Annotated in this window: 21 protein-coding genes and 1 pseudogene; 7 read left to right on the forward strand and 15 right to left on the reverse strand. The window is 54.0% G+C overall.

The genetic code is table 11. The annotated features are described in order from the left end of the window. Window positions 1–74: 74 nt before the first annotated feature. Together AC0IXH_RS12685 and AC0IXH_RS12690 are read left to right on the forward strand one after the other, a co-directional pair. Window positions 75–272, forward strand: coding sequence for a hypothetical protein (locus tag AC0IXH_RS12685; RefSeq protein WP_013200942.1), 198 nt, complete (start codon window positions 75–77; stop codon window positions 270–272). 1 nt (window position 273) lies between these two features. Beyond that, the gene (locus tag AC0IXH_RS12690) at window positions 274–1,044 is read left to right on the forward strand and encodes a hypothetical protein (RefSeq protein ID WP_013200941.1); all 771 of its coding nucleotides are present in this window, start codon (window positions 274–276) and stop codon (window positions 1,042–1,044) included. 49 nt (window positions 1,045–1,093) lie between these two features. On the opposite strand, the gene crcB is transcribed toward AC0IXH_RS12690, so the two are convergent. Further along, on the reverse strand, window positions 1,094–1,471 hold the full coding sequence (crcB, locus tag AC0IXH_RS12695; protein ID WP_053141732.1) for a fluoride efflux transporter CrcB: 378 nt from the start codon (window positions 1,469–1,471) through the stop codon (window positions 1,094–1,096). Between the two features lie 165 nt (window positions 1,472–1,636). On the opposite strand from crcB, the gene AC0IXH_RS12700 reads away from it, so the two are divergent. Further along, on the forward strand, window positions 1,637–2,680 hold the full coding sequence (locus AC0IXH_RS12700) for an FUSC family protein (protein ID WP_013200939.1): 1,044 nt from the start codon (window positions 1,637–1,639) through the stop codon (window positions 2,678–2,680). A gap of 3 nt (window positions 2,681–2,683) precedes the next feature. On the opposite strand, the gene AC0IXH_RS12705 is transcribed toward AC0IXH_RS12700, so the two are convergent. Then, window positions 2,684–3,325, reverse strand: a complete 642-nt coding sequence (locus AC0IXH_RS12705) for an LbetaH domain-containing protein (protein ID WP_346565643.1) — start codon at window positions 3,323–3,325, stop codon at window positions 2,684–2,686. Between the two features lie 227 nt (window positions 3,326–3,552). On the opposite strand from AC0IXH_RS12705, the gene AC0IXH_RS12710 reads away from it, so the two are divergent. Continuing rightward, window positions 3,553–4,068, forward strand: coding sequence for a GNAT family N-acetyltransferase (locus AC0IXH_RS12710; protein WP_428980668.1), 516 nt, complete (start codon window positions 3,553–3,555; stop codon window positions 4,066–4,068). Here the strand turns inward: AC0IXH_RS12710 and AC0IXH_RS12715 are convergent. The 7 genes and pseudogenes from AC0IXH_RS12715 to AC0IXH_RS12745 form a co-directional block, all read right to left on the reverse strand. Continuing rightward, window positions 4,043–4,201 (reverse strand): hypothetical protein, encoded by a 159-nt coding sequence (locus AC0IXH_RS12715; RefSeq protein WP_157868006.1) that lies wholly within the window; start codon window positions 4,199–4,201, stop codon window positions 4,043–4,045. The genes AC0IXH_RS12710 and AC0IXH_RS12715 overlap by 26 nt on opposite strands. Window positions 4,202–4,398: 197 nt before the next feature. Next, complete coding sequence (locus AC0IXH_RS12720) at window positions 4,399–5,730, reverse strand: MFS transporter (RefSeq protein ID WP_471720515.1); 1,332 nt, start codon at window positions 5,728–5,730, stop codon at window positions 4,399–4,401. 85 nt (window positions 5,731–5,815) lie between these two features. Continuing rightward, window positions 5,816–7,234, reverse strand: a complete 1,419-nt coding sequence (locus tag AC0IXH_RS12725) for a heavy metal sensor histidine kinase (protein ID WP_471720516.1) — start codon at window positions 7,232–7,234, stop codon at window positions 5,816–5,818. Then, window positions 7,228–7,902 carry a heavy metal response regulator transcription factor gene (locus AC0IXH_RS12730; RefSeq protein WP_346565638.1) on the reverse strand — a complete coding sequence of 225 codons (675 nt, stop codon included), beginning with the start codon at window positions 7,900–7,902 and terminating at the stop codon, window positions 7,228–7,230. The genes AC0IXH_RS12725 and AC0IXH_RS12730 overlap by 7 nt, the downstream gene beginning before the upstream one ends. A 35-nt stretch (window positions 7,903–7,937) precedes the next feature. Beyond that, window positions 7,938–8,711 (reverse strand): alpha/beta hydrolase, encoded by a 774-nt coding sequence (locus tag AC0IXH_RS12735; RefSeq protein WP_346565636.1) that lies wholly within the window; start codon window positions 8,709–8,711, stop codon window positions 7,938–7,940. A 452-nt stretch (window positions 8,712–9,163) separates the two neighbouring features. Next, window positions 9,164–10,321: a VENN motif pre-toxin domain-containing protein gene (locus AC0IXH_RS12740; protein ID WP_471720517.1), complete on the reverse strand. Its 1,158-nt coding sequence runs from the start codon at window positions 10,319–10,321 to the stop codon at window positions 9,164–9,166. 48 nt (window positions 10,322–10,369) lie between these two features. After that, window positions 10,370–11,369 (reverse strand): annotated as a pseudogene (locus AC0IXH_RS12745) (DNA primase); the annotation flags it as partial. A 44-nt stretch (window positions 11,370–11,413) separates the two neighbouring features. Between AC0IXH_RS12745 and AC0IXH_RS12750 the strand changes: the two are divergent. Continuing rightward, window positions 11,414–11,611: a SymE family type I addiction module toxin gene (locus tag AC0IXH_RS12750; protein ID WP_471720518.1), complete on the forward strand. Its 198-nt coding sequence runs from the start codon at window positions 11,414–11,416 to the stop codon at window positions 11,609–11,611. Window positions 11,612–11,725: 114 nt separating this feature from the next. On the opposite strand, the gene AC0IXH_RS12755 is transcribed toward AC0IXH_RS12750, so the two are convergent. The 4 genes from AC0IXH_RS12755 to AC0IXH_RS12770 all read right to left on the reverse strand — a co-directional run bounded on the left by AC0IXH_RS12755 (window position 11,726) and on the right by AC0IXH_RS12770 (window position 16,279). Further along, window positions 11,726–11,989, reverse strand: coding sequence for a hypothetical protein (locus AC0IXH_RS12755; protein WP_471720519.1), 264 nt, complete (start codon window positions 11,987–11,989; stop codon window positions 11,726–11,728). Continuing rightward, window positions 11,973–13,046, reverse strand: coding sequence for a VENN motif pre-toxin domain-containing protein (locus AC0IXH_RS12760; protein WP_471720520.1), 1,074 nt, complete (start codon window positions 13,044–13,046; stop codon window positions 11,973–11,975). Before AC0IXH_RS12760 ends, AC0IXH_RS12755 begins: the two co-directional genes overlap by 17 nt. 447 nt (window positions 13,047–13,493) lie before the next feature. Further along, the gene (locus tag AC0IXH_RS12765; protein WP_471720521.1) at window positions 13,494–13,748 is read right to left on the reverse strand and encodes a hypothetical protein; all 255 of its coding nucleotides are present in this window, start codon (window positions 13,746–13,748) and stop codon (window positions 13,494–13,496) included. Continuing rightward, on the reverse strand, window positions 13,745–16,279 hold the full coding sequence (locus AC0IXH_RS12770; protein WP_471720522.1) for a hemagglutinin repeat-containing protein: 2,535 nt from the start codon (window positions 16,277–16,279) through the stop codon (window positions 13,745–13,747). The genes AC0IXH_RS12765 and AC0IXH_RS12770 overlap by 4 nt, the downstream gene beginning before the upstream one ends. 366 nt (window positions 16,280–16,645) lie before the next feature. Here AC0IXH_RS12770 and AC0IXH_RS12775 point away from each other — a divergent pair, with 366 nt between their 5' ends. Continuing rightward, window positions 16,646–16,855 carry a SymE family type I addiction module toxin gene (locus AC0IXH_RS12775; protein ID WP_471720523.1) on the forward strand — a complete coding sequence of 70 codons (210 nt, stop codon included), beginning with the start codon at window positions 16,646–16,648 and terminating at the stop codon, window positions 16,853–16,855. Between the two features lie 43 nt (window positions 16,856–16,898). Here AC0IXH_RS12775 and AC0IXH_RS12780 read toward each other — a convergent pair whose 3' ends face one another. Both AC0IXH_RS12780 and AC0IXH_RS12785 read right to left on the reverse strand, forming a co-directional pair. Further along, window positions 16,899–17,147, reverse strand: a complete 249-nt coding sequence (locus AC0IXH_RS12780; RefSeq protein WP_471720524.1) for a hypothetical protein — start codon at window positions 17,145–17,147, stop codon at window positions 16,899–16,901. Beyond that, complete coding sequence (locus tag AC0IXH_RS12785) at window positions 17,140–18,480, reverse strand: VENN motif pre-toxin domain-containing protein (protein ID WP_471720525.1); 1,341 nt, start codon at window positions 18,478–18,480, stop codon at window positions 17,140–17,142. Before AC0IXH_RS12785 ends, AC0IXH_RS12780 begins: the two co-directional genes overlap by 8 nt. A gap of 52 nt (window positions 18,481–18,532) precedes the next feature. On the opposite strand from AC0IXH_RS12785, the gene AC0IXH_RS12790 reads away from it, so the two are divergent. Next, window positions 18,533–18,874: a helix-turn-helix domain-containing protein gene (locus tag AC0IXH_RS12790; protein WP_471721151.1), complete on the forward strand. Its 342-nt coding sequence runs from the start codon at window positions 18,533–18,535 to the stop codon at window positions 18,872–18,874. Window positions 18,875–18,886: the final 12 nt, after the last annotated feature.

Genomic DNA, 18,886 nt, shown 5'->3' on the forward strand with positions numbered 1-18,886 from the left:
ATTTCATACTAATCTTATGGAGAGACGTCGGTTTGCCGACCAGGCTTAGTGCTTATTCTTAAGAAAGGATCGTCATGTTCAGGTTTTTATGTTCCCTGTTTTCCAGCCCCGAATTGCTGCTGCAAGTCATGAGCCAGCAAGATATTGAAGAATCCATTGAAGAAGGTGAGCGCATCCTGATTGATGAGGATGGCAGCGCAACCGTGAATATCTTCAGCCCGGATGTGCGTGAGGATTTTGCCCGGCACGTCAACGCGCTGAAGAGGGCTTAACATGGGAACGGCAATATTTATGGTGCTGATGGTGTGCGGCTACTGGTACACCAGTCGCGACCTCTCCACCCGGTTTAAGGTAAAACGCTCTTTCGGCTGGGATGTTTACTTCCTGGTGGCCCTTTACGGCTGTATTTTCGTGCTGCAAGGGGTGATCGCTACCGGAATTATCTGGCTAATCCTGCTGATTGTTTCCGCCGGGCTCAACGCCTTACCGCAGCTGAATGAAGGCTTACACCATCACTGGCAGGTCGAGTTTATGACCTGGAGCTTCCTGGGTATTCAGGCACCGGTGGTGATCATGCTGGCCTTTGCCGTGGCGTTCTGTCTGTATCGCTCCAGCTGGTCTGGCAGTGCCAAACTGAACAGCTCGGGCCGTAAAAAACTCTATAAGAAACTGTCGCGTTCGAACGGTGTTGAAGGGCTAATGTTCCAGTGCATGGAAGAAGGTGAGCTGGCCTGGGTAACGCTGAAATCCCGCCGCATCTATATCGGCATGATCCACACCGCCACCTATGACAATGCCACCACCGCCAATATCGTGCTGATCCCGATGCTCAGCGGCTATCGCGATGGCAAAACCCTCAGCCTGTGCATCGAGCACAACTACAGCAAATGGTATGACGAGCATGGGATCACGCTGGATTCAGAACCTAAATCCGCGATGGCGTTCCGTAAAGTGATCATGCTTGATCAGATTGAAAGCCTGTCGTTGTTTGATGCCGCCAGCGCCAGCGCGTTGGCAATGAAAAGCGACGAAGAACCGGCCTGAGGATCGCGGGCAGCAGCAGCGCGTTGCCGCCCGGTCAGTAAGTTGCGGGTCAGAACAGCAGAGAAATCAGCCAGAAGCCGGCAAAGGTCATCAGCAATGAGCCAATGACGTGGGTGAAGACCGAAATCATCGCCCACAGATAATTGCCGGACTGCATCAATCCGACGATCTCCATCGAGAAGGTGGAGAACGTGGTTAACCCCCCGCAAAACCCGGTAATAATCAGCAATTTCCACGCCGGATCGAGTTCAGGATTACGCAAGAAGTAGGCCATTGCCCCGCCGATGATAAAACCGCCCACCAGATTGACCGTCAGCGTTCCCGGCGGAAGGGACGGAAAAATCGCGTTCAGACGCACCGACAGCAACCATCGCAGGATACTGCCTGCGGAACCGCCCACTGCAATTGCCACTAACGTCTTAAGCATAACTCTCTCATTGTTGACCCATCACCCGGAACGTTAGCCTACTGAGCAGGCTCATTTTTTGCAATAAGCAAAGGTCAGCGGCGCCGGTGATGATCTGCCGGCGGTGGGCTGCTAAGCTTCAACGTTTCGTTAACCTTATTGTCAGCCCAGAGAGCCCGAATCCCGATGCGTCTTTCCGCCGTTTTAAAACACGATATGCTGCTTGGCCTGTGCTGCCTGCCCGCCATTGGGGTAATTTTTCTGGTCGGCTTCCTGTTTCAGCAGGTGCCTGCAGCCAGCATCATGGCCAGCGGTGCGCTGACCTTAGCCTTCGGTGCCAACAAAACCTGGGAAGGATCGTCGTTTTCACTGTTGCTGACCACCAGCCTTGGCCTCGCCTTCTCTTCCTGGCTCGGCTGTCTGACCGGCAACGTGATGCCGCTGTATATCGCCGTGGCGATGCTGTATGCCGGTGTCTATGTCGCGATGGCGAATATCGACAGCAGCGCCTGGTGGATGCTGTTGCAGTGGTCGATTGCCTATCTGGTCTCCGGCTATTATGCCGGCAACATGGCATACGCCGCCGAGCGCGCGGCGTTAACCGGCGCAGGCGGCCTGTTGCAAATGGCCTTTCTCTATCTGGTGTTCCGCCGCTTTCCCTTCCATTTACAGGACATCAGTCCGCGCTCCTGGCTGATGTTCTTCCGCGTCACGCTGAGAAAATACAAACACAAAATCCATCTGCAATGGTCGGTGTTTTATGCCCTGCTCACCATGTGCCTGGCGCTGAGTACGGTGGAAATTTTCCAGATGAAGAACGGTTACTGGGCGGGCATGACGCTGCTGTTCTGCCTGCGGAATAACTACAAGGATACCTTTTCCCGCGTTCAGGCCAGGGTGTTGGGCACGCTGATGGCCAGCATTCTGGCCGCAACCCTGGTGCGCTATTGGCACAGCCCGTTGTTCCTGGTGTGCAGCTTTATCCTATGCGGCTATATCGCCTTCACCTTCTCCTATTCACTGATTTCCAAATCCTATTTCGTCTTTACCTTCTTTGTAACGCTGATGGTGATCTTTATGATTTCAAGCCTGGGCGTGACGCAGACCGATGCGGTTGCCACTCACCGGCTGGAAGCCACCGCCATGGGCGGCGCATTTGCGCTGTTTGCCATCCTGATGACCCGCCTGTTTACCCGCAGGCAGATCGTCAGAAAATCGTCAAAGCCGTAAGCGCTAACGGGAAAGCGGATCCCAACGGTCACAAAACGCGTTGATGTCGGTGGCTTTAAAATCGGCCAGATGCGCCATGATCTCGCTCATCGGCCAGTCCCACCAGGCAATCCGCGCCAGCCGTTCCGCCACCTCGGGCGAAAAGCGCGCTTTGATCACTCTGGCCGGCACGCCGCCGACAATGGTGTAGGGCGCGACATCTTTGGTCACCACCGCACCCGCGGCAAGCACCGCGCCAACCCCCACCGTCACCCCGGGCAATACCGTCACCGCATGGCCGATCCACACATCGTGGCCAATCACCACCTTGTCCGCCCGTCGGGCGGCGAAAAAGTCACGGTCACGCTCGGCGGTGGCGCTGTAATATTCCGCGCAGTAGGTAAAGCGATGCTGTGAAGGCCGATCGATCGGATGGTTGGGTGCCCCTAAGCGGACGTTAGAGGCGATGGCGGTGAATTTGCCGATCTCGCTGTCAGCCACCGTGCAATACGGGCCAAGATAGCTGTAATCGCCGAGGCTGGCATACTCCAGGTGGCTATGGGCGAGGATTTCACAGCTGCGCCCAATCTCCACTTCACGCAGCGTGACGCTCTCATCGATAAAGGTGTCGGCTAACTTAGGCTGATGCAATTCAATGACGGTCATAAAGCCTCATCTGGTCGGATATCTGGATGAGTGCAGCGCGCACAAAAAGCACAACTGCCCTGCATCGGGTTAACTTCAGCAGAGACTACTCTGGCACAGCCAGATGACAGATTGGTGGAGCGGAGATGACAGACAGCCCTAAGTTAACATTTTGCTGAAAATTCATTTTTCAGCGGCGGATCTTGCGTGATAACGTCTTGCAATCAATCCCTTACTTGCGAACGATTATGCACAGCAGCCCACGACTGACGCTTCGCCCGGTCACCTCCGCAGATGCCCAGGCCCTGTTTGCTATCTATGGCGATCCGGCGACCAACCTGTTCAATCCCGCCGGCCCGTTTTCCAGCCAACAGGTTGCCGATGAGGTGCTGGATAAGTGGCTGGCACACTGGCAGCAATTTGGCTTTGGTAACTGGGCGCTGACGCTGACAGGCAGTGACGAGGTGATTGGCTTTGGCGGCCTGACGGTGCGCCAGGTGAATCAGCAGGATTTCATTAATTTGGGCTATCGCTTCAGCACGGTGGCGTGGGGAAAAGGGCTGGCCACGGAGTTTGCCCGGTGGGCTGTCGATTTTGGCTTTCGGCAGCTCGGCATGACCGAGATTTCCGCCACCGTCAGGGAGAATCACCTGGCATCGCAAAAGGTGCTGATCAAAGCCGGGATGCGCTGCACCGGGATGATCCTCGACGTGGAGGGCTTTCAGCCCAGCTTATTTTTTACGGTTCGTCAGGAGGCTGGGTAGCCTCTGGCTCCTCCGGCACATCGTCCGGGAGGAGCGCCTGTAAAAAGGATTTTTGCTTGCGGGTTAACGCCCAGCCGGCTAACGGCCCATCTTCTTCAACTTCCCGGTTGTCATCGTCCTTCCCTGCAGTCATGCCGCCATTCCCCACAGCAGGAGGAGTGCCCAGAAGGCAATACACCCGATGATAATCACCAGCCAAACCTTTCCTCTGGTCGACATTAGGATCCCTTATACTTGGCAATCAGTTTTAGACTGGTAGCCAGTATAAACAATCAGCACTGGTGATCAACTTTCGGATTATCCTTAACGGAATAATCACATTTTTAAACCTTATCTGATTTCGCTTTCACTATTTTCTAACTCCCCTTCCTCTTCGCTATTATGCTCAACATCGGTTTCTTCGGTATCGAACATCGCGGTCTGGATGTCTTCTTCGGCGATTGTCGGGTTAAGTGCCACCGCCAGCGGTGAGCTGGTCAGGCTGGCAGGCAACACCACGTGTGGGATCGGCGCGTCGGTAATAATCTGACGCTGTCTGCTGGCCAGCCAGCTGATCACCGCAATCACACAGCCACACAGGCAGAAGAAGACGTAAAGCATATTGCCGCCCAACGGCTGCATAATCGCGCCGGTGACCAACGGCCCGATACAGGCACCGACGCCGTAAGCCATCAGCAGACAGGCGGTCAGCGAGACCCGGCGTTCAGGCGCAACGATATCGTTAGCCATCGCCACAATCAGCGGATAGAGCGAGAACTGCATCATACTGGTGACAAACGCCACCACCACGATGGCGAAGAAACTGAAGTGGAAAGGCATGGTCAACGGCAGCGCCGCGAGGATATAGAACAGTGCGGTAAACAGCAGCAGGCGGCTGCGGTCGATGCGGTCAGACAGCCAGCTTAGCGGGAACTGAGAAACCAGCCCGGCAAAGATGGTGATGGCCATAAACAGGCCGGTTTGCTGGGTGCTGAAGCCCAACTGGCTGGTGTACACCGGGGCCATCGCGTAGAACGCACCGATGGCCATGCCGGTCGCCAGCGTCACCAGCAGAATGCGGGGAATGGCGCGGAAAAAGTAGCCCAGTTCCATTGGCGCAGGCGTCATTGGGTGCGGATTGGTGCGGGTGGTCAGGGCCATCGGCACCAGGCAGAGCGCAAAGCACAACGCGACAATCAGCAGGCTTGAGGGCCCGGAGCCAATCTGCGTCATCAGGATGATCTGCCCGGCGGAGAGGCCAAGGTAGGTGGCGACCATATAGAAGCCAAAAATCAGCCCGCGCTGCCCGGTTTCCGCCCCATCATTCAGCCAACTCTCCAGCACCATGTACTGGCACATCATGCACAGACCGATTACCAGCCGCAGGAAGATCCACATCGGCAGATAATCGGTCAGCCCGTGCCCCAGCACCGAAGCGGTAATGATCCCCGCACAGGATACGTAGGCCCGAATATGGCCGACGCGGGCAATCAGGTTGTGGCCGACTTTGCCACCCAGCACCAGACCAAAGTAGTTGGCGGCGGTGATGGCACCGATCATGCTGCCGCTGACCGCTTCATGGGCCAGCCGCAGCGAGACATAGGTGGTTAACAGGCCGGAGCCCAACAGCATCAGTAACGTGGTGGTGTAAAGCGGTAAAAAAGTGCCGAGGACTTTTTTCATGACGGCTCCCTGTCTTAATCGTTCCGGGAAAAACCCAACCTGAGCCGTCAACAGTAGTCGCTATTCCGCCCGACAGGCAAGTTAGCTAGCGATCTTGCGGAGGATTCCCACCGCGAGAGGGGAAAAAGAGCGAAAAATGGGTTTCTCCCGACTGACTCTGCACCGCATAACGTCCCTGATGCAGTTGCATAATGCCGCGCACGATCGACAGCCCCAGGCCGCTGCCCGTTGACGAGTTATGACGTGACGCGTCAGCACGATAGAAACGATCGAACAGCCGCGCCTGTTGCGCCGTTGAAATGGTTGCGCCCTGGTTCTCCACCGCTATCGTCACGCCGCCCGGCTCGCTCCGATGGCTAATGGCGATGGTGCTCCCCACATCGGCATAGCGGATGGCGTTGGCCACCAGATTCGCCACCGCGCGGCGCAGTAAATCGGCGTCGGCGTAAACCGTCCCCTGTTGCGGAAACACCAGCTGGATCTCGCGCTCTTCCGCCGGACCTTCAAAATAGTCGGCCAGCGGCTGCAGCACCTCAGATAAAGGCTGCTCCACGCGGTGGATCGCCTGGCTGGCATCCTCTGCCCGCGCCAGAAACAGCATGTTGTCGATCATCCTTGCCAGCCGCTGCAACTCCTCAAAATTGGAGCCGAGCAGCCCAAGGTAATAGTCATTGCTGCGTTTTTGCGTCAGCGCGACTTCCGTCTGGCCGAGCAGATTGGCGATTGGGGTGCGCAGATCGTGCGCCATATCGGCCGACACCTGGCTCAGCTGCTGAAAGCTGGTTTCCAGCCGATCCAGCATCTGGTTAAAGGCCGCCACCAGCGATAGCAGTTCATGCGGCACGTTGGTCAGCGTGATGCGCCGCGACAGATGGCGAACATCGATGGCGGCGGTTTCCTGCGCCAGCCGGTGCAAGGGCCGCAGGCTGCGGCGCGTCAGGAACCAGACCATCAGCGCCGCAATCAGCGTCGCCAGCACAATCAGCACGCCAATTTGCTGGCGATAGTCGCTGAGCGTGGCGGTGCGCTCGGTCATCAGCCTGCCGGTAATAATCTCCAGCTGGCCGGGGCCGTCACGGGTTTGCGCCAGCGCCGCCGCCGAGATAAACGGCGTCCCGTCATGGGTTAGCTGGTGATGCACGCTGGCCAGGCCAAGCGACTGGCCCTGCGGCACCGGCGTCAGATCCGGGATAGCCGCATGGCCAGGGTTGACTTCGATTAACGGCGGCTGACCGGGAAAACGCAGCACCAGCAGCGACTCGGTATTGCCCAGCATATTGGCAAACAGTTTGGGCTTGTCGCGGATCAGTTGCAGCGCGTCTTCGTTACGTAACAGCGTGCGGATCTGCTCCATCCGCGACAGCAAGGCGCCATCATCGCGTACGCTGATTTGCCGGGCCAGCGAGTGATACAGCGCCATACCGACGAGGATCATCACCAGCAGCACCATGCCTGAAATCAGCAGCGACAGGCGCGTGGTCAGCGAGAGCGGTTTCATCAGCATCCGTCACCTTCACAGCGATAACCGACGCCGTGCACGGTGTGGATCAGCGGCGTGGCAAAGGGCTCATCCACCTTCTGCCGCAGCCGGCGAACGGCCACGTCGACCACGTTGGTATCACTGTCGAAATTCATATCCCACACCCGCGAGGCAATCAGCGTGCGGCTCATCACCTGGCCGGGGTTCAGCATAAACAGCTGCAGCAAATTGAACTCTTTGTTGGTCAGGTCGATGCGTAACCCGGCCCGTTCGACGCGGCGTTTCGCCCTGTCCAGCTGCAAATCACCGACCTGCAGCAGCTCATCACGCTTGACGTTAGCGCCGCGCCGCAGTGCCGTGCGGATCCGCGCCAGCAGCTCGGCAAACGAGAAAGGCTTGACCAGATAGTCGTCGGCACCCAGTTCCAGCCCTTTGATCCGGTCTTCGACGGTGCTTTTCGCGGTGAGGAAAATAACCGGGATATTCTGCGCATCCAGCGTTTTCATCACTTCCCAGCCATCCAGCTCCGGCATCATCACGTCCAGCAGGATCAGGTCGTAATGATATTCCTGCGCCATGAACAGCCCTTCGCGGCCGTTTTCAGCCACATCAACCACATAGCCAGATTCGGTTAAGCCGCTGCGCATGTATTCCCGGGCTTTGGGCTCATCATCAATCACCAGAATTTTCATCGTCTTCTCCAGGATAGCGGGCGCAGCGGACAGGATTACTTCAGCGCGTGTTGTGCAGCCTGCTCGATCAGTGCGGCAACCTCTTTCGGGTGCGACTCATAGACCGAATGGCTGGCCCCGGCCACTTCCACCGTGGTGCTGTGGGCGCGTTTGGCGTACATGCGTTCTAAATCAGGATTAATGATCCTGTCGGCTTTTGCCACCATGTACCAACTTGGTTTGGTTTTCCATGCCGGATCGGGAATATTTGCGGTAAACACCGAGGCTGAGGTCGGCATTTGCGCCTGAGCTTCAAAATCCGCCTGCTTTGCTGAAAGGTCGGCGGCAAAGTCACTGTGGAAGTTTTGTGGCGCAATCATCAGGAAGCCGTCCGGCGTTTTCATAAATGGATGGGCGGCATTAGGAAATTTCTTGCCGTTGATTGCTTCGGTTTCGCCATTATCCAGCGCATGGGCAGCGATATAAACCAGACCCGCCACGTGCGAATTATTGCCTGCCTCAGTAATGATCGCGCCGCCATAGCTGTGTCCCACCAGGATTGCCGGACCCGTTTGCCGATCGAGAATGCGTTTAGTGGCGGCCACATCCTCCGGGAAGGAAGTCAGCGGCTCCTGCACCAGCGTCACCTTGTAGCCATCATGCTTAAGGATGTCGTACACCGGACGCCAGCCCGAGCCGCCAACAAATGCGCCGTGGACCAGCACGATATTGTTAACCGGTTGCGCCATCGCGGCGCTGCTTGCGCCTGCCAGCAGAAAAGCACTGGCGATCGCGGCCGATTTTACGTTTTTTTTCAGTGATGCGTTCATGTTGCGTTCCTCAGGAGAATGTTGGGTTTACGCTGAGGAGTTTACGGCCCGGCAACTGACGACGGCATGAGCGAGTTATGACAAAAGAATGACATTGGGAGGCAAGGGGCTGAGGTAATGGGGGTTGGAGGAATTCGGGACGGTAATGAGCAAAAAACCAGCCTCCAAGGCTGGTTTTTTGTGGGGCTCAGGAAGGGTCTGAGGGCGGAGATTTTCTGGCTTTGCGTTCATCTATTTTTGCGAAAACCCATATCCTTGCCCCTGAGGCTATACCTATTATTAAACTCACAACGCATAGGTAGCTCAATGATTTTTCTGAAAAATCGACTACTCCTGAAGTAATTAACTCAATAATTACGTTATTAACCAAAAAAATAAATGTAAAAAAACAAATGCCATAGTAGATTGCGGTTGAAATAAAAAGACTAAATGTTGCTCGCCTCTGGACAGTTTTAATTATCATTAACTTTATCCTTAAATTTATTACTAATTACTTCCCCTCCAATGCCACCAAATAGATCATTCATTTCTCCAGGAAAAGGAGCTAACTCTCCAAAAAAACCTCCTGCCAAAGCCCCTAAAGCAGCACCACCTACAGCCCCTACATCAGGCCCATCTGTGAACACTGCCCCACCTGCCGCTATGCCTACGTTTTTCCAGACACCACGTCCCGGAGCCAGTGCGCCAGTTATACCTGCTGATGCACTTCCCCAGTAATCCCAACCTTTACTCTCATTGCCCGGCTGATTTAAGTCAAACCATTGGTAAGAACCATTAGCAATTTCCGCGATGATAGCACCGCCCACGGCTTTACCTATCGATGCAGCAGGTCCTAAGTAAGCTGCGCCCGCTATTAGCACGCCATCCTTATATCCGTTTATTATCACTTTGGGAATATTGGCACCTTCGGGTAGGTCACCAGTAGCCAGCTTATGCAGCCCCGCCTCTTTTTGTTCCAACGTCAGGCCATTCGCCTCTACGTATCGGTTCCAAGAGCCTGCAGCGTCAATGGAACTCATCATCCCACCCGGTAAGCTCAGGTCATTATTCTCAATCGCATTCTTACCCGCAACCTGCGCCGTGGCATTAGCCGCAACGGAATTCCCTTCAAGTCCGCCAAGGATCCCTGATGAAATCTGGCTCAGGGCACTGACGATATGCTTCTGTTCTTCCGTAAGATTTTGCGCCTCAACACCGGGATACAACGTGGCGACAATGCTTCTTGCGATCAGCTCTCCACCCGCCGATCCTACTGCGCCTGCCGTTGCGCTGTTGCCCGCCATTTGGGCAAGTACCGCCCCCTCCACCGCATGCGCCATCGCGTTGGCAATCACGTTATCACCGGTGGCCGCTTTTATCTGCCGGGCGATATAAGGTGCCATTGCGCCACTGGCCGCCGCGCCAAGGTTGCCGGCAGTGATCCCGCTGAAGGCAGCCGTCACCGCAGTAATCGCCATTGGGACGGTACCGCCCACTCCCCAGGTTTTTATCTGTTCGTGATAGGTGGCATCGTCTGCCAGCATTGATGCCCGCTCAGCTGGCTTTGCCTGGCGGTATTTATCGCTGGTCAGCATCAGGCGATTTTCAGCCTCAGCTTTAGCATCCTGCACTTTATTCCTGCTCAAAACACTGCTGAACTGCCCGACCGGTTTTGCTTACGGTCCTTGCGCTGCCTGGTCTGAAGCTGCTTTTTCACTGACCGACCGCCTCCCGACCTGACCCCGACCGGGGGGCCGGCTGAGGCTCTGCCATATCCGACCGGTAAGCCTCTGACCCCGACCGGTACGCGCCGCCTTCGTTATCCTCCACGTCCAGCAGCCCGCACAGATGCGCCTCTTCACCGCTGCCCCCGTCCCACAACTGCTGATATTCATACGTTAAGCCGCGCCGGAACAGTATCAGGTATTCCATTTCAACCAGCCGCGCCAGATGGATTTTCAGCTGCGTGTCTCCCCATCCCAGCGCTGCCCGCATATCGCGCCGCGTGAAGTGCAGCTCGTCCGGCTTCACCGCCTGCGCCTCTGCCCATGCCTTCACCTGGTCACCCAGCAGCACCAGTAACTTACGCGTCTGTGGCGGCATTTCATCCAGCGTGCGCCCTAACACCTCATGCGCCAGCTGGTTCGCCAGCGCGATATCGGACGGCTGCACCTCGATATACTCAATGACCTGCCCGCGATGCTCTGCCCGCTTCACCGCCCCCGGATACTGGTGCAGCAGCGCTACCGCCTGGATAAGGGTAAGGTACTTCATATGGTCGCGCCGGGTGCGCGTTTTGTCGCTCAGGAACGTCAGCTGTTCAGCATACGGATTGAGCACTTTCAGCGGGCGAAGCAGCCGCTGCACGTTCTGGTGCAGGCGGGTCAGATACTGCTTCTCACTGGAGGCCAGCAGTACGGCCACCGTCTGCGCCTTACGCTGCATCGCATGTATCGCCTCGGTTTGGTCACGTGACTCGTTCACCCTCAGCACAAGGCAGCGGTTCAGCAGCTCTTCGTCCAGGTCCGATGCGGTAGTGGTTAACATCAGCATCACCGGACCCTGGACGCTGTACTCACGGGTGACCAGGTCGCCGCTGGATTCGTCCTTGCCGGTTGACGCTATCTTCAGCTCACCGTCCGACTGCAACAGTTTCAGCGCATACGCCGCCTGGTGCACGTAAGTCAGGGACAGGTATATCCACAACAACAAGGGCTTATACTGTGGGATACGTCCGGGATTCACGGACATTTGAACCGGCACCGGCAGTCACGCTAAAGGGGCACTGGCTGGAAAAGGCAGGCTTTGAGACCGGGACGCCGCTGGAGGTCAGGGTAATGGACGGCTGTATGATACTGACCGTTAAGCCGCCCTCGCCAGAGCCGGAAGTCATACAGACCCTGCGCCAGCTCGGCCCGTAAACAGCGCGAACTATTGGGGATGATTGAGATGATGGCGAAGCCGAAAAAGCGCGGGATAAGTGACTGAGTAACAGACAAAAAATCCCAGCAGTTCAGGGCTGGGATTGACTGGAGTTACTCAGGATTGGATGGGGTCGATTTACGGGCTTTGCGTTCATCTATTTTGGCGAAGAGCCACGATCTAAATGCTGCAGCTATTCCTGCAATGGCACTGACCACTAAAACATGCTCAATATCTGACTGTTTAATATGCACTTCATGGCTAATAACAAGCTTCACAGTTACCAGAGCCAAGGAGAAAAATATTAAGCAGCAGAAAAACATATATGCAACGCTCAGGAACAGTAAACTTACAGTAACTTTATTTTTGCGTTCCATTTATTTCATCCTTAACTGCATTGCTGATAAATTCACCACCTATGGCACCAATAATATCACCAGCAGGAGCTGCCCCAGAACCTAAAACAGGACCAAATACAGGCGGTGCAACTACTCCCACTACGGTACCAAACGCCCAACCAGCTCCTGTACCAGTTAAAGCTCCTTTATCAGATCCATCAGTAAAGAGCGTTCCACCTGCCGCGATCCCTGCGTTCTGCCATATATTTCGGCCTGGTGCCAGTGCCCCAGTAATGCCTGCCGAGGCGCTTCCCCAATAATCCCAGCCTTTATTTTCGTTGCCTGGTTTGCTCAGGTCGAACCACTGATACGTGCCATTAGCGATTTCCGCTATTACTGCTCCGCCCACCACTTTACCCACCGATGCCGCTGGCCCTATATAAGCTGCTCCTGCGATCAACACGCCGTCCTTATACCCATTCACGATAACTTTGGTGATATTGGCACCCTCCGGTAATTCACCCGTCACCAGCTTGTCAGTGGCATACTTAATTTGCTCTGGTGTTGCCGGATTCAGTACTTTCCCATTTTCATCAGTGAGATTGGTATTATTTACCAGCGATCCCTGGGCCTGGACATTATTCTGGAAGCCGGTACCGAAGCCTTCCAGACCACTCAGCGCATTATTCTCAACCGCATTCTTACCCGCAACCTGTGCCGTGGCAATAGCCGCAACCGAACTACCTTCAAGTCCGCCAAGGATCCCTGATGAAATCTGGCTCAGGGCACTGACGATATGCTTCTGTTCTTCCGTGAGATTTTGCGCCTCAACACCCGGATACAACGTGGCGACAATGCTTCTTGCGATCAGCTCTCCACCCGCCGATCCTACTGCGCCAGCCGTTGCGCTGTTGCCCGCCATTTGGGCAAGTACCGCCCCTTCCACAGCATGCGCCATCGCGTTGGCAATCACGTTATCACCGGTGGCCGCTTTTATCTGCCGGGCGATATAAGGTGCCATTGCGCCGCTGGCCGCCGCGCCAAGGTTGCCGGCAGTGATCCCGCTGAAGGCTGCCGTCACCGCAGTAATCGCCATTGGGACGGTACCGCCCACTCCCCAGGTTTTTATCTGCTCGTGATAGGTGGCATCGTCTGCCAGCATTGATGCCCGCTCAGCTGGCGTTGCCTGGCGGTATTTATCGCTGGTCAGCATCAGGCGATTTTCAGCCTCAGCTTTAGCACCCTGGACTTTATTCCTGCTCAAATCACTGCTGAACTGCCCGGCCAGTTCCGTGATGCCTTTTGCCTGATATTGAGGTTAAGCTACCCATGCAAGAGCAGGAGGTGTTACGGGCCCTGCGCCATCTCTGCCCGAAGCTCTCCATCCGTAAGCAGCGTGGGCTGATGGACGTGATTTAGGTGATGGCGGAGCCGAAGAAGCGCGGCGGTAGCTGACCGTTAAAGTAAAAATCCCGGCTCGACGGCCGGGATGGGTGAGGTTACTCAGGTTAGAGTGCGTTTTTTATGGGCTTTGCGTTCTTCACTAATTATTCACCCTGATCTTATTTACAGCATCTAATAACTCTTCAAGTTCTTTTCCATAATCATTTGGTTCAAAACTTTCAGTAATACCATTTAACATAAATTCATTGGATATCAAGCTGCACAACACCTCGACCTCGTTTGATGTAAGTATTCCTACAATTGCTTTTTCAGCGAGTGATTGTGTAGAAGCATCACTATCATTACATAAACTGACGATCAAATTCTGCTGGGAAGGATTTAGTAGATTATTCATTTTGCTGTCCCCGATGACGATTTGGCCCAACCTGTAACTACTTTTCCATCCTGATTTATAACAATAACTGCATCTTTTCCAGTATATCTAAACGTTGGACCATATTTTGACGGTACATATTCTATTTTCAGCGGACTCGACCAGGCATTATCTATTGCACTTTTACTTACCCCTATACCTCCATCTCTCCCAGCTATTTGCTCTAATGCATGTTGAGAATAACTGGTTATTTTAGTTGGAGCTCTGGTTCCGGCAGCCTGTTCAGCAGCAAGTTGCATATTCAATCGAGCACCGCTAGCTACGCTTTCTGCACCATTCATAGTTTCAGTAGCTGCAGCTTTCACCGCCGTTGCTTCAGCAGCTGCCTTTTCTGCACCTACCGCACCACCTGTACCATTAACAATATCATCAATAACAGAGGCAGGTTTACTTGCACTATTCGCCCCCACTATTGGCGTTTTCTCTCCACTTTTCGCGGGTTGATCTAACGTCAAAGCGATAATTGTTGAAGCCAGCACTGCTTTGGTCAGGTTATCCTTATGAAGTTGGGTATTATTCGCTATTGGCTCAAGCTGCGATATTGAGTAATTTGCCAACTTCCGGCATTGATCTACGCAATCAGAAGAAGCAGCGAGCTGCTTCAGTTTCGCAAGCTCTGATTTCTGGTCATTAACAGAAATACCTGTCGCCAGCGCCTTTGCCTGCTGTGCTGCGTCCAGCTTTTTCAGGTCAGACCGTAACTGTTCTTTCTCAGCATCTGTCTTCGCCTTCTCGTACTTTTCGGTGAAAGTGATGATGTCCCTATCACTCAGATAGTTATTCTCAACCGCATTCTTACCCGCAACCTGCGCCGTGGCAATAGCCGCAACGGAATTCCCCTCAAGTCCGCCAAGGATCCCTGATGAAATCTGGCTCAGAGCACTGACGATATGCTTCTGTTCTTCCGTGAGATTTTGCGCCTCAACACCCGGGTACAACGTGGCGACAATGCTTCTTGCGATCAGCTCTCCACCCGCCGATCCTACTGCGCCTGCCGTTGCGCTGTTGCCCGCCATTTGGGCAAGTACCGCCCCTTCCACAGCATGCGCCATCGCGTTGGCAATCACGTTATCACCGGTGGCCGCTTTTATCTGCCGGGCGATATAAGGTGCCATTGCGCCGCTGGCCGCCGCGCCAAGGTTGCCGGCAGTGATCCCGCTGAAGGCTGCCGTCACCGCAGTAATCGCCATTGGGACGGTACCGCCCACTCCCCAGGTTTTTATCTGCCCGTGATAGGTGGCATCGTCTGCCAGCATTGATGCCCGCTCAGCTGGCGTTGCCTGACGGTATTTATCGCTGGTCAGCATCAGGCGATTTTCAGCCTCAGCTTTAGCATCCTGGACTTTATTCCTGCTCAAATCACTGCTGAACTGCCCGGCCAGTTCCGTGATGCCTTTTGCCAGTTCCATGTCACTGGCGACCTTATCCTTGTCGAAAATCTTGCCGATGCTGCCGTTGGCATTGTCAGTATCGCGGCTGAGTTCAGAAACGTTTTGCTGCTGGGCGTTGCCATTTCTTATGGTAATTGTTCCGGCTGAAACGGCCGAGTTGGTGGTGCCCGAAGCGCTCCCGGAAGAAGACATCGCGAATGGCATGGTTGGAGAAGCATCGGTATCTTTGAGGCTGTTACCGTTTTTATCTTTCTTAACGTTGCCCTGATCGTCCCTTTGTTCGGTAACGCTGAATCCCCCCCCGGCAGAATACGAACTCGCCTTATAACTGGCCGCGTTCTCGATAGCCGACCAACCCAGCGTGCCGGTGGATAACGCATTATTCGCCGCCCCGGCAGTGGAAGCGATTACGGCACCATTAAGTTGAGTGTGATTACCGACGTACACGTCATATCCTGCGTCACCGGCAAACAGCCCGCTCTGGTCTCCGACGCTGGCATATTCACTTTTCGTTTTTGACTTGCTGACACTCAGATTCGCAGAGCCCGTCATTGTGCCAAAGGTAAAGCTGAAACCACCGCTCACGCTGGTTTGTTTGCTCTGGTAATTATCAATATCCTGCAGACTGGTTAAGGTCAGATTATTGCCCACATCCGCCACAATACGATTTCCCAGCGCCTGTGCACCGGAAAGAACGGTGTCATTGCCGCTGCTTAAGGTCAGCGTGTCTTTTGCGTTTACGCGGGTATTGACGTATTCCGTCGTGTTGCCATTTTCCTTACCGTCCATCATGTAGCCATTAGCCTGGACGCCAATACCCGTTTCCTGACCTATGGCAATGTGAACACCGGCATTCCAGCCGCTGGCTTTATTACTGCTTTTTTGCTCGGCATCATTGCTGGCGGCAACCAGATTCAGGTTATTTTGTGCCGCAAGAGTGACATTGTTGCCGGTAATTCCACTGCCACTTACATTGATGTCACCACTCTGGCCATTCGCCCCTGTCGCAACCACAGCGATATTTCCGCCCGCGTTAAGCGTGCTGCCGCTGACGGTATTTTGGGAATATTGCGAGGTGGATTTACTTTTATTGGCTCCCACGCTCAGCTGAATCTGAATACCGGCGTCCAACACCGGGCTGTGTGGAGGGACATGTCAAGCCCAGTTTAACTAAGGGATTAAACTGGCTCAGATGCTTGAGGTCTCGATAAACTAACTGGTGTTTGGTGAACAAGGGCGGAATGAGTCTGTTTTTAGCATTAAAAACAATAGGTTAAAGGAATTCAGAAAACAGGCAGATTTGTTAAAGCCTGAAGACCAGGCAGTGAAATGTCGTCTTATGGATATGGCAATCAAGCAGGATAGATTAAAACAGATTATCAGCTAGCCGGCTGATTATTAGCGCGTAACTAAGGTGCTGACACACCCCAGCCCGCTGACCACAGACAATTAAAAGGTCTGGTTACTATGGCTGCGCAACATCATAAGTCAGAACACGTTTCAACCAAAGCCCGGCGTTATACCGTGGGCTATACACGGGATCAGCGGAAGTTTCAGCCGTCGCCGTCCATCACCCTGAAGGGGCACTGGATGGGGAATCTGGGGTTTAAGACGGGGCAGAAGGTTGAAGTGCTTTGGGAGCACGGCGAGTTGATCATCCGGCTGGCTGAGAAGTAATCGGCAGGTAAAAATATCCCGGCCCAATGGCCGGGATATTTATTTAAATTATGCCGAGAGATTCAGGTAGTTCTCTAACATATTCACTTTTATCTCCCGTATATTCTTTAGATATACTCCGAAAAGTATTAGCCAGATCATTTCTATCCTGTACATCCATGAGTTGAAGCTCAGAAGCCATTTGCTCTAAGGCTTCCACTGCCAGATCAGGATCAAGCAGATCTTCATTTGTGAACTCTAAAAACACAGCAAGATCTGCAATGACTTTAACGAGTTTAATATTGTTATTCATTGACGACTTTCACCTCAATATTTTTAATACCTAACTCATCGAACATTTTTTGTTCCCGATTGGCTTGGGCTTGGTTAGGAACTTCCCATCGGCCGGTCATCCCATTATTTTTAAGGGCTTCCGACTGGCGAACTGCTTGATCTTTAGCTTTCTGAGTAGTTACAACAGATACTTTCCGATCAATCATTACATTGCCATTAACCCCATCAAAGCGAACTGGTTTATTAACACCATTTGCGTCAACTCGATCAATACTTGGAGCCTGTCCTTTCTGAGTTTCAATATTGGAACGAGCACCTGAAGCAGAGTCATTGTAGTCTCTGGCTCGCTGACTCATGCTTGCATTTTCATCGACCCATTTAACCTTAATTTCATCGCTGGCTTTATTGATTAACTTGGATGCTTCTGCAATATCGCCTTTAGCGAGCGCTTTTTCAGCCAGTTTAAGCGTTTTGCCTGCCACAACCCCCAAAACTGGTACGAGGCCGATTGTTGCGGCAAGATAATCAAGCGCGGATTCTGCCTCAGCAAAACTTTTGACATCACCGTAAACAGGAATGAAGTCGCTGCCAAAATCCGCGCCCGTAGAAAGGATTTCCTTCAGCTGCTCACGCCGCTCTGTGTACATTTTCACCGAGCAGGCTTCTGCGCTCATGCCCGCACAGTTTTCCTGAATATATTTTTCGTTTTGTTCCTGGACGCGCTCTTCAGCAACCTTTTGGGGAGTCTTGTTTGCCGCTAATGCATCGGTTAAATCACTCAGCGAGTTATTCTCAACCGCATTCTTACCCGCAACCTGTGCCGTGGCAATAGCCGCAACGGAATTCCCCTCAAGCCCGCCAAGGATCCCTGATGAAATCTGGCTCAGGGCACTGACGATATGCTTCTGTTCTTCCGTAAGATTTTGCGCCTCAACACCCGGGTACAACGTGGCGACAATGCTTCTTGCGATCAGCTCTCCACCCGCCGATCCTACTGCGCCTGCCGTTGCGCTGTTGCCCGCCATTTGGGCAAGTACCGCCCCTTCCACAGCATGCGCCATCGCGTTGGCAATCACGTTATCACCGGTCGCCGCTTTTATCTGCCGGGCGATGTAAGGTGCAATTGCGCCGCTGGCCGCCGCGCCAAGGTTGCCGGCAGTGATCCCGCTGAAGGCTGCCGTCACCGCAGTAATCGCCATTGGGACGGTACCGCCCACTCCCCAGGTTTTTATCTGCTCGTGATAGGTGGCATCGTCTGCCAGCATTGATGCCCGCTCAGCTGGCGTTGCCTGACGGTATTTATCGCTGGTCAGCATCAGGCGATTTTCAGCCTCAGCTTTAGCATCCTGCACTTTATTCCTGCTCAAATCACTGCTATCAAGGAGTTGATTATGGCTGAGCACGATACTAAGCAAGCACGGTGGATTAGCGCAACAGACCTTTTCCGATGCTACAGGCATCCACGTACAGCAGATTAAGCGCTACGAGGAAGGTAGCTCTTTGCCTACTGATGACGCAGTCAAGAAGTTGGCGATTGTGCCGCGCGTCACCTCGGATTTTTTGCTGTTCGAACCCGGAGAACGTGAGCCGGGAGATGATATGAAGTTGCGTTTTGTAGCGCTGGCGACCATGTGGGCTAAAGATCACGAAGTGGCTAAAGCGGTTCTGGATGCGATGATTGTAAAGAGTCAGATCTCGCAGGCCGTGGAGGGGATCGGTAAAACGCCGGTTAAAAAGAAGGATTAACATGGGCGCGGG

Source organism: Erwinia sp. AC075 (assembly GCF_979253995.1).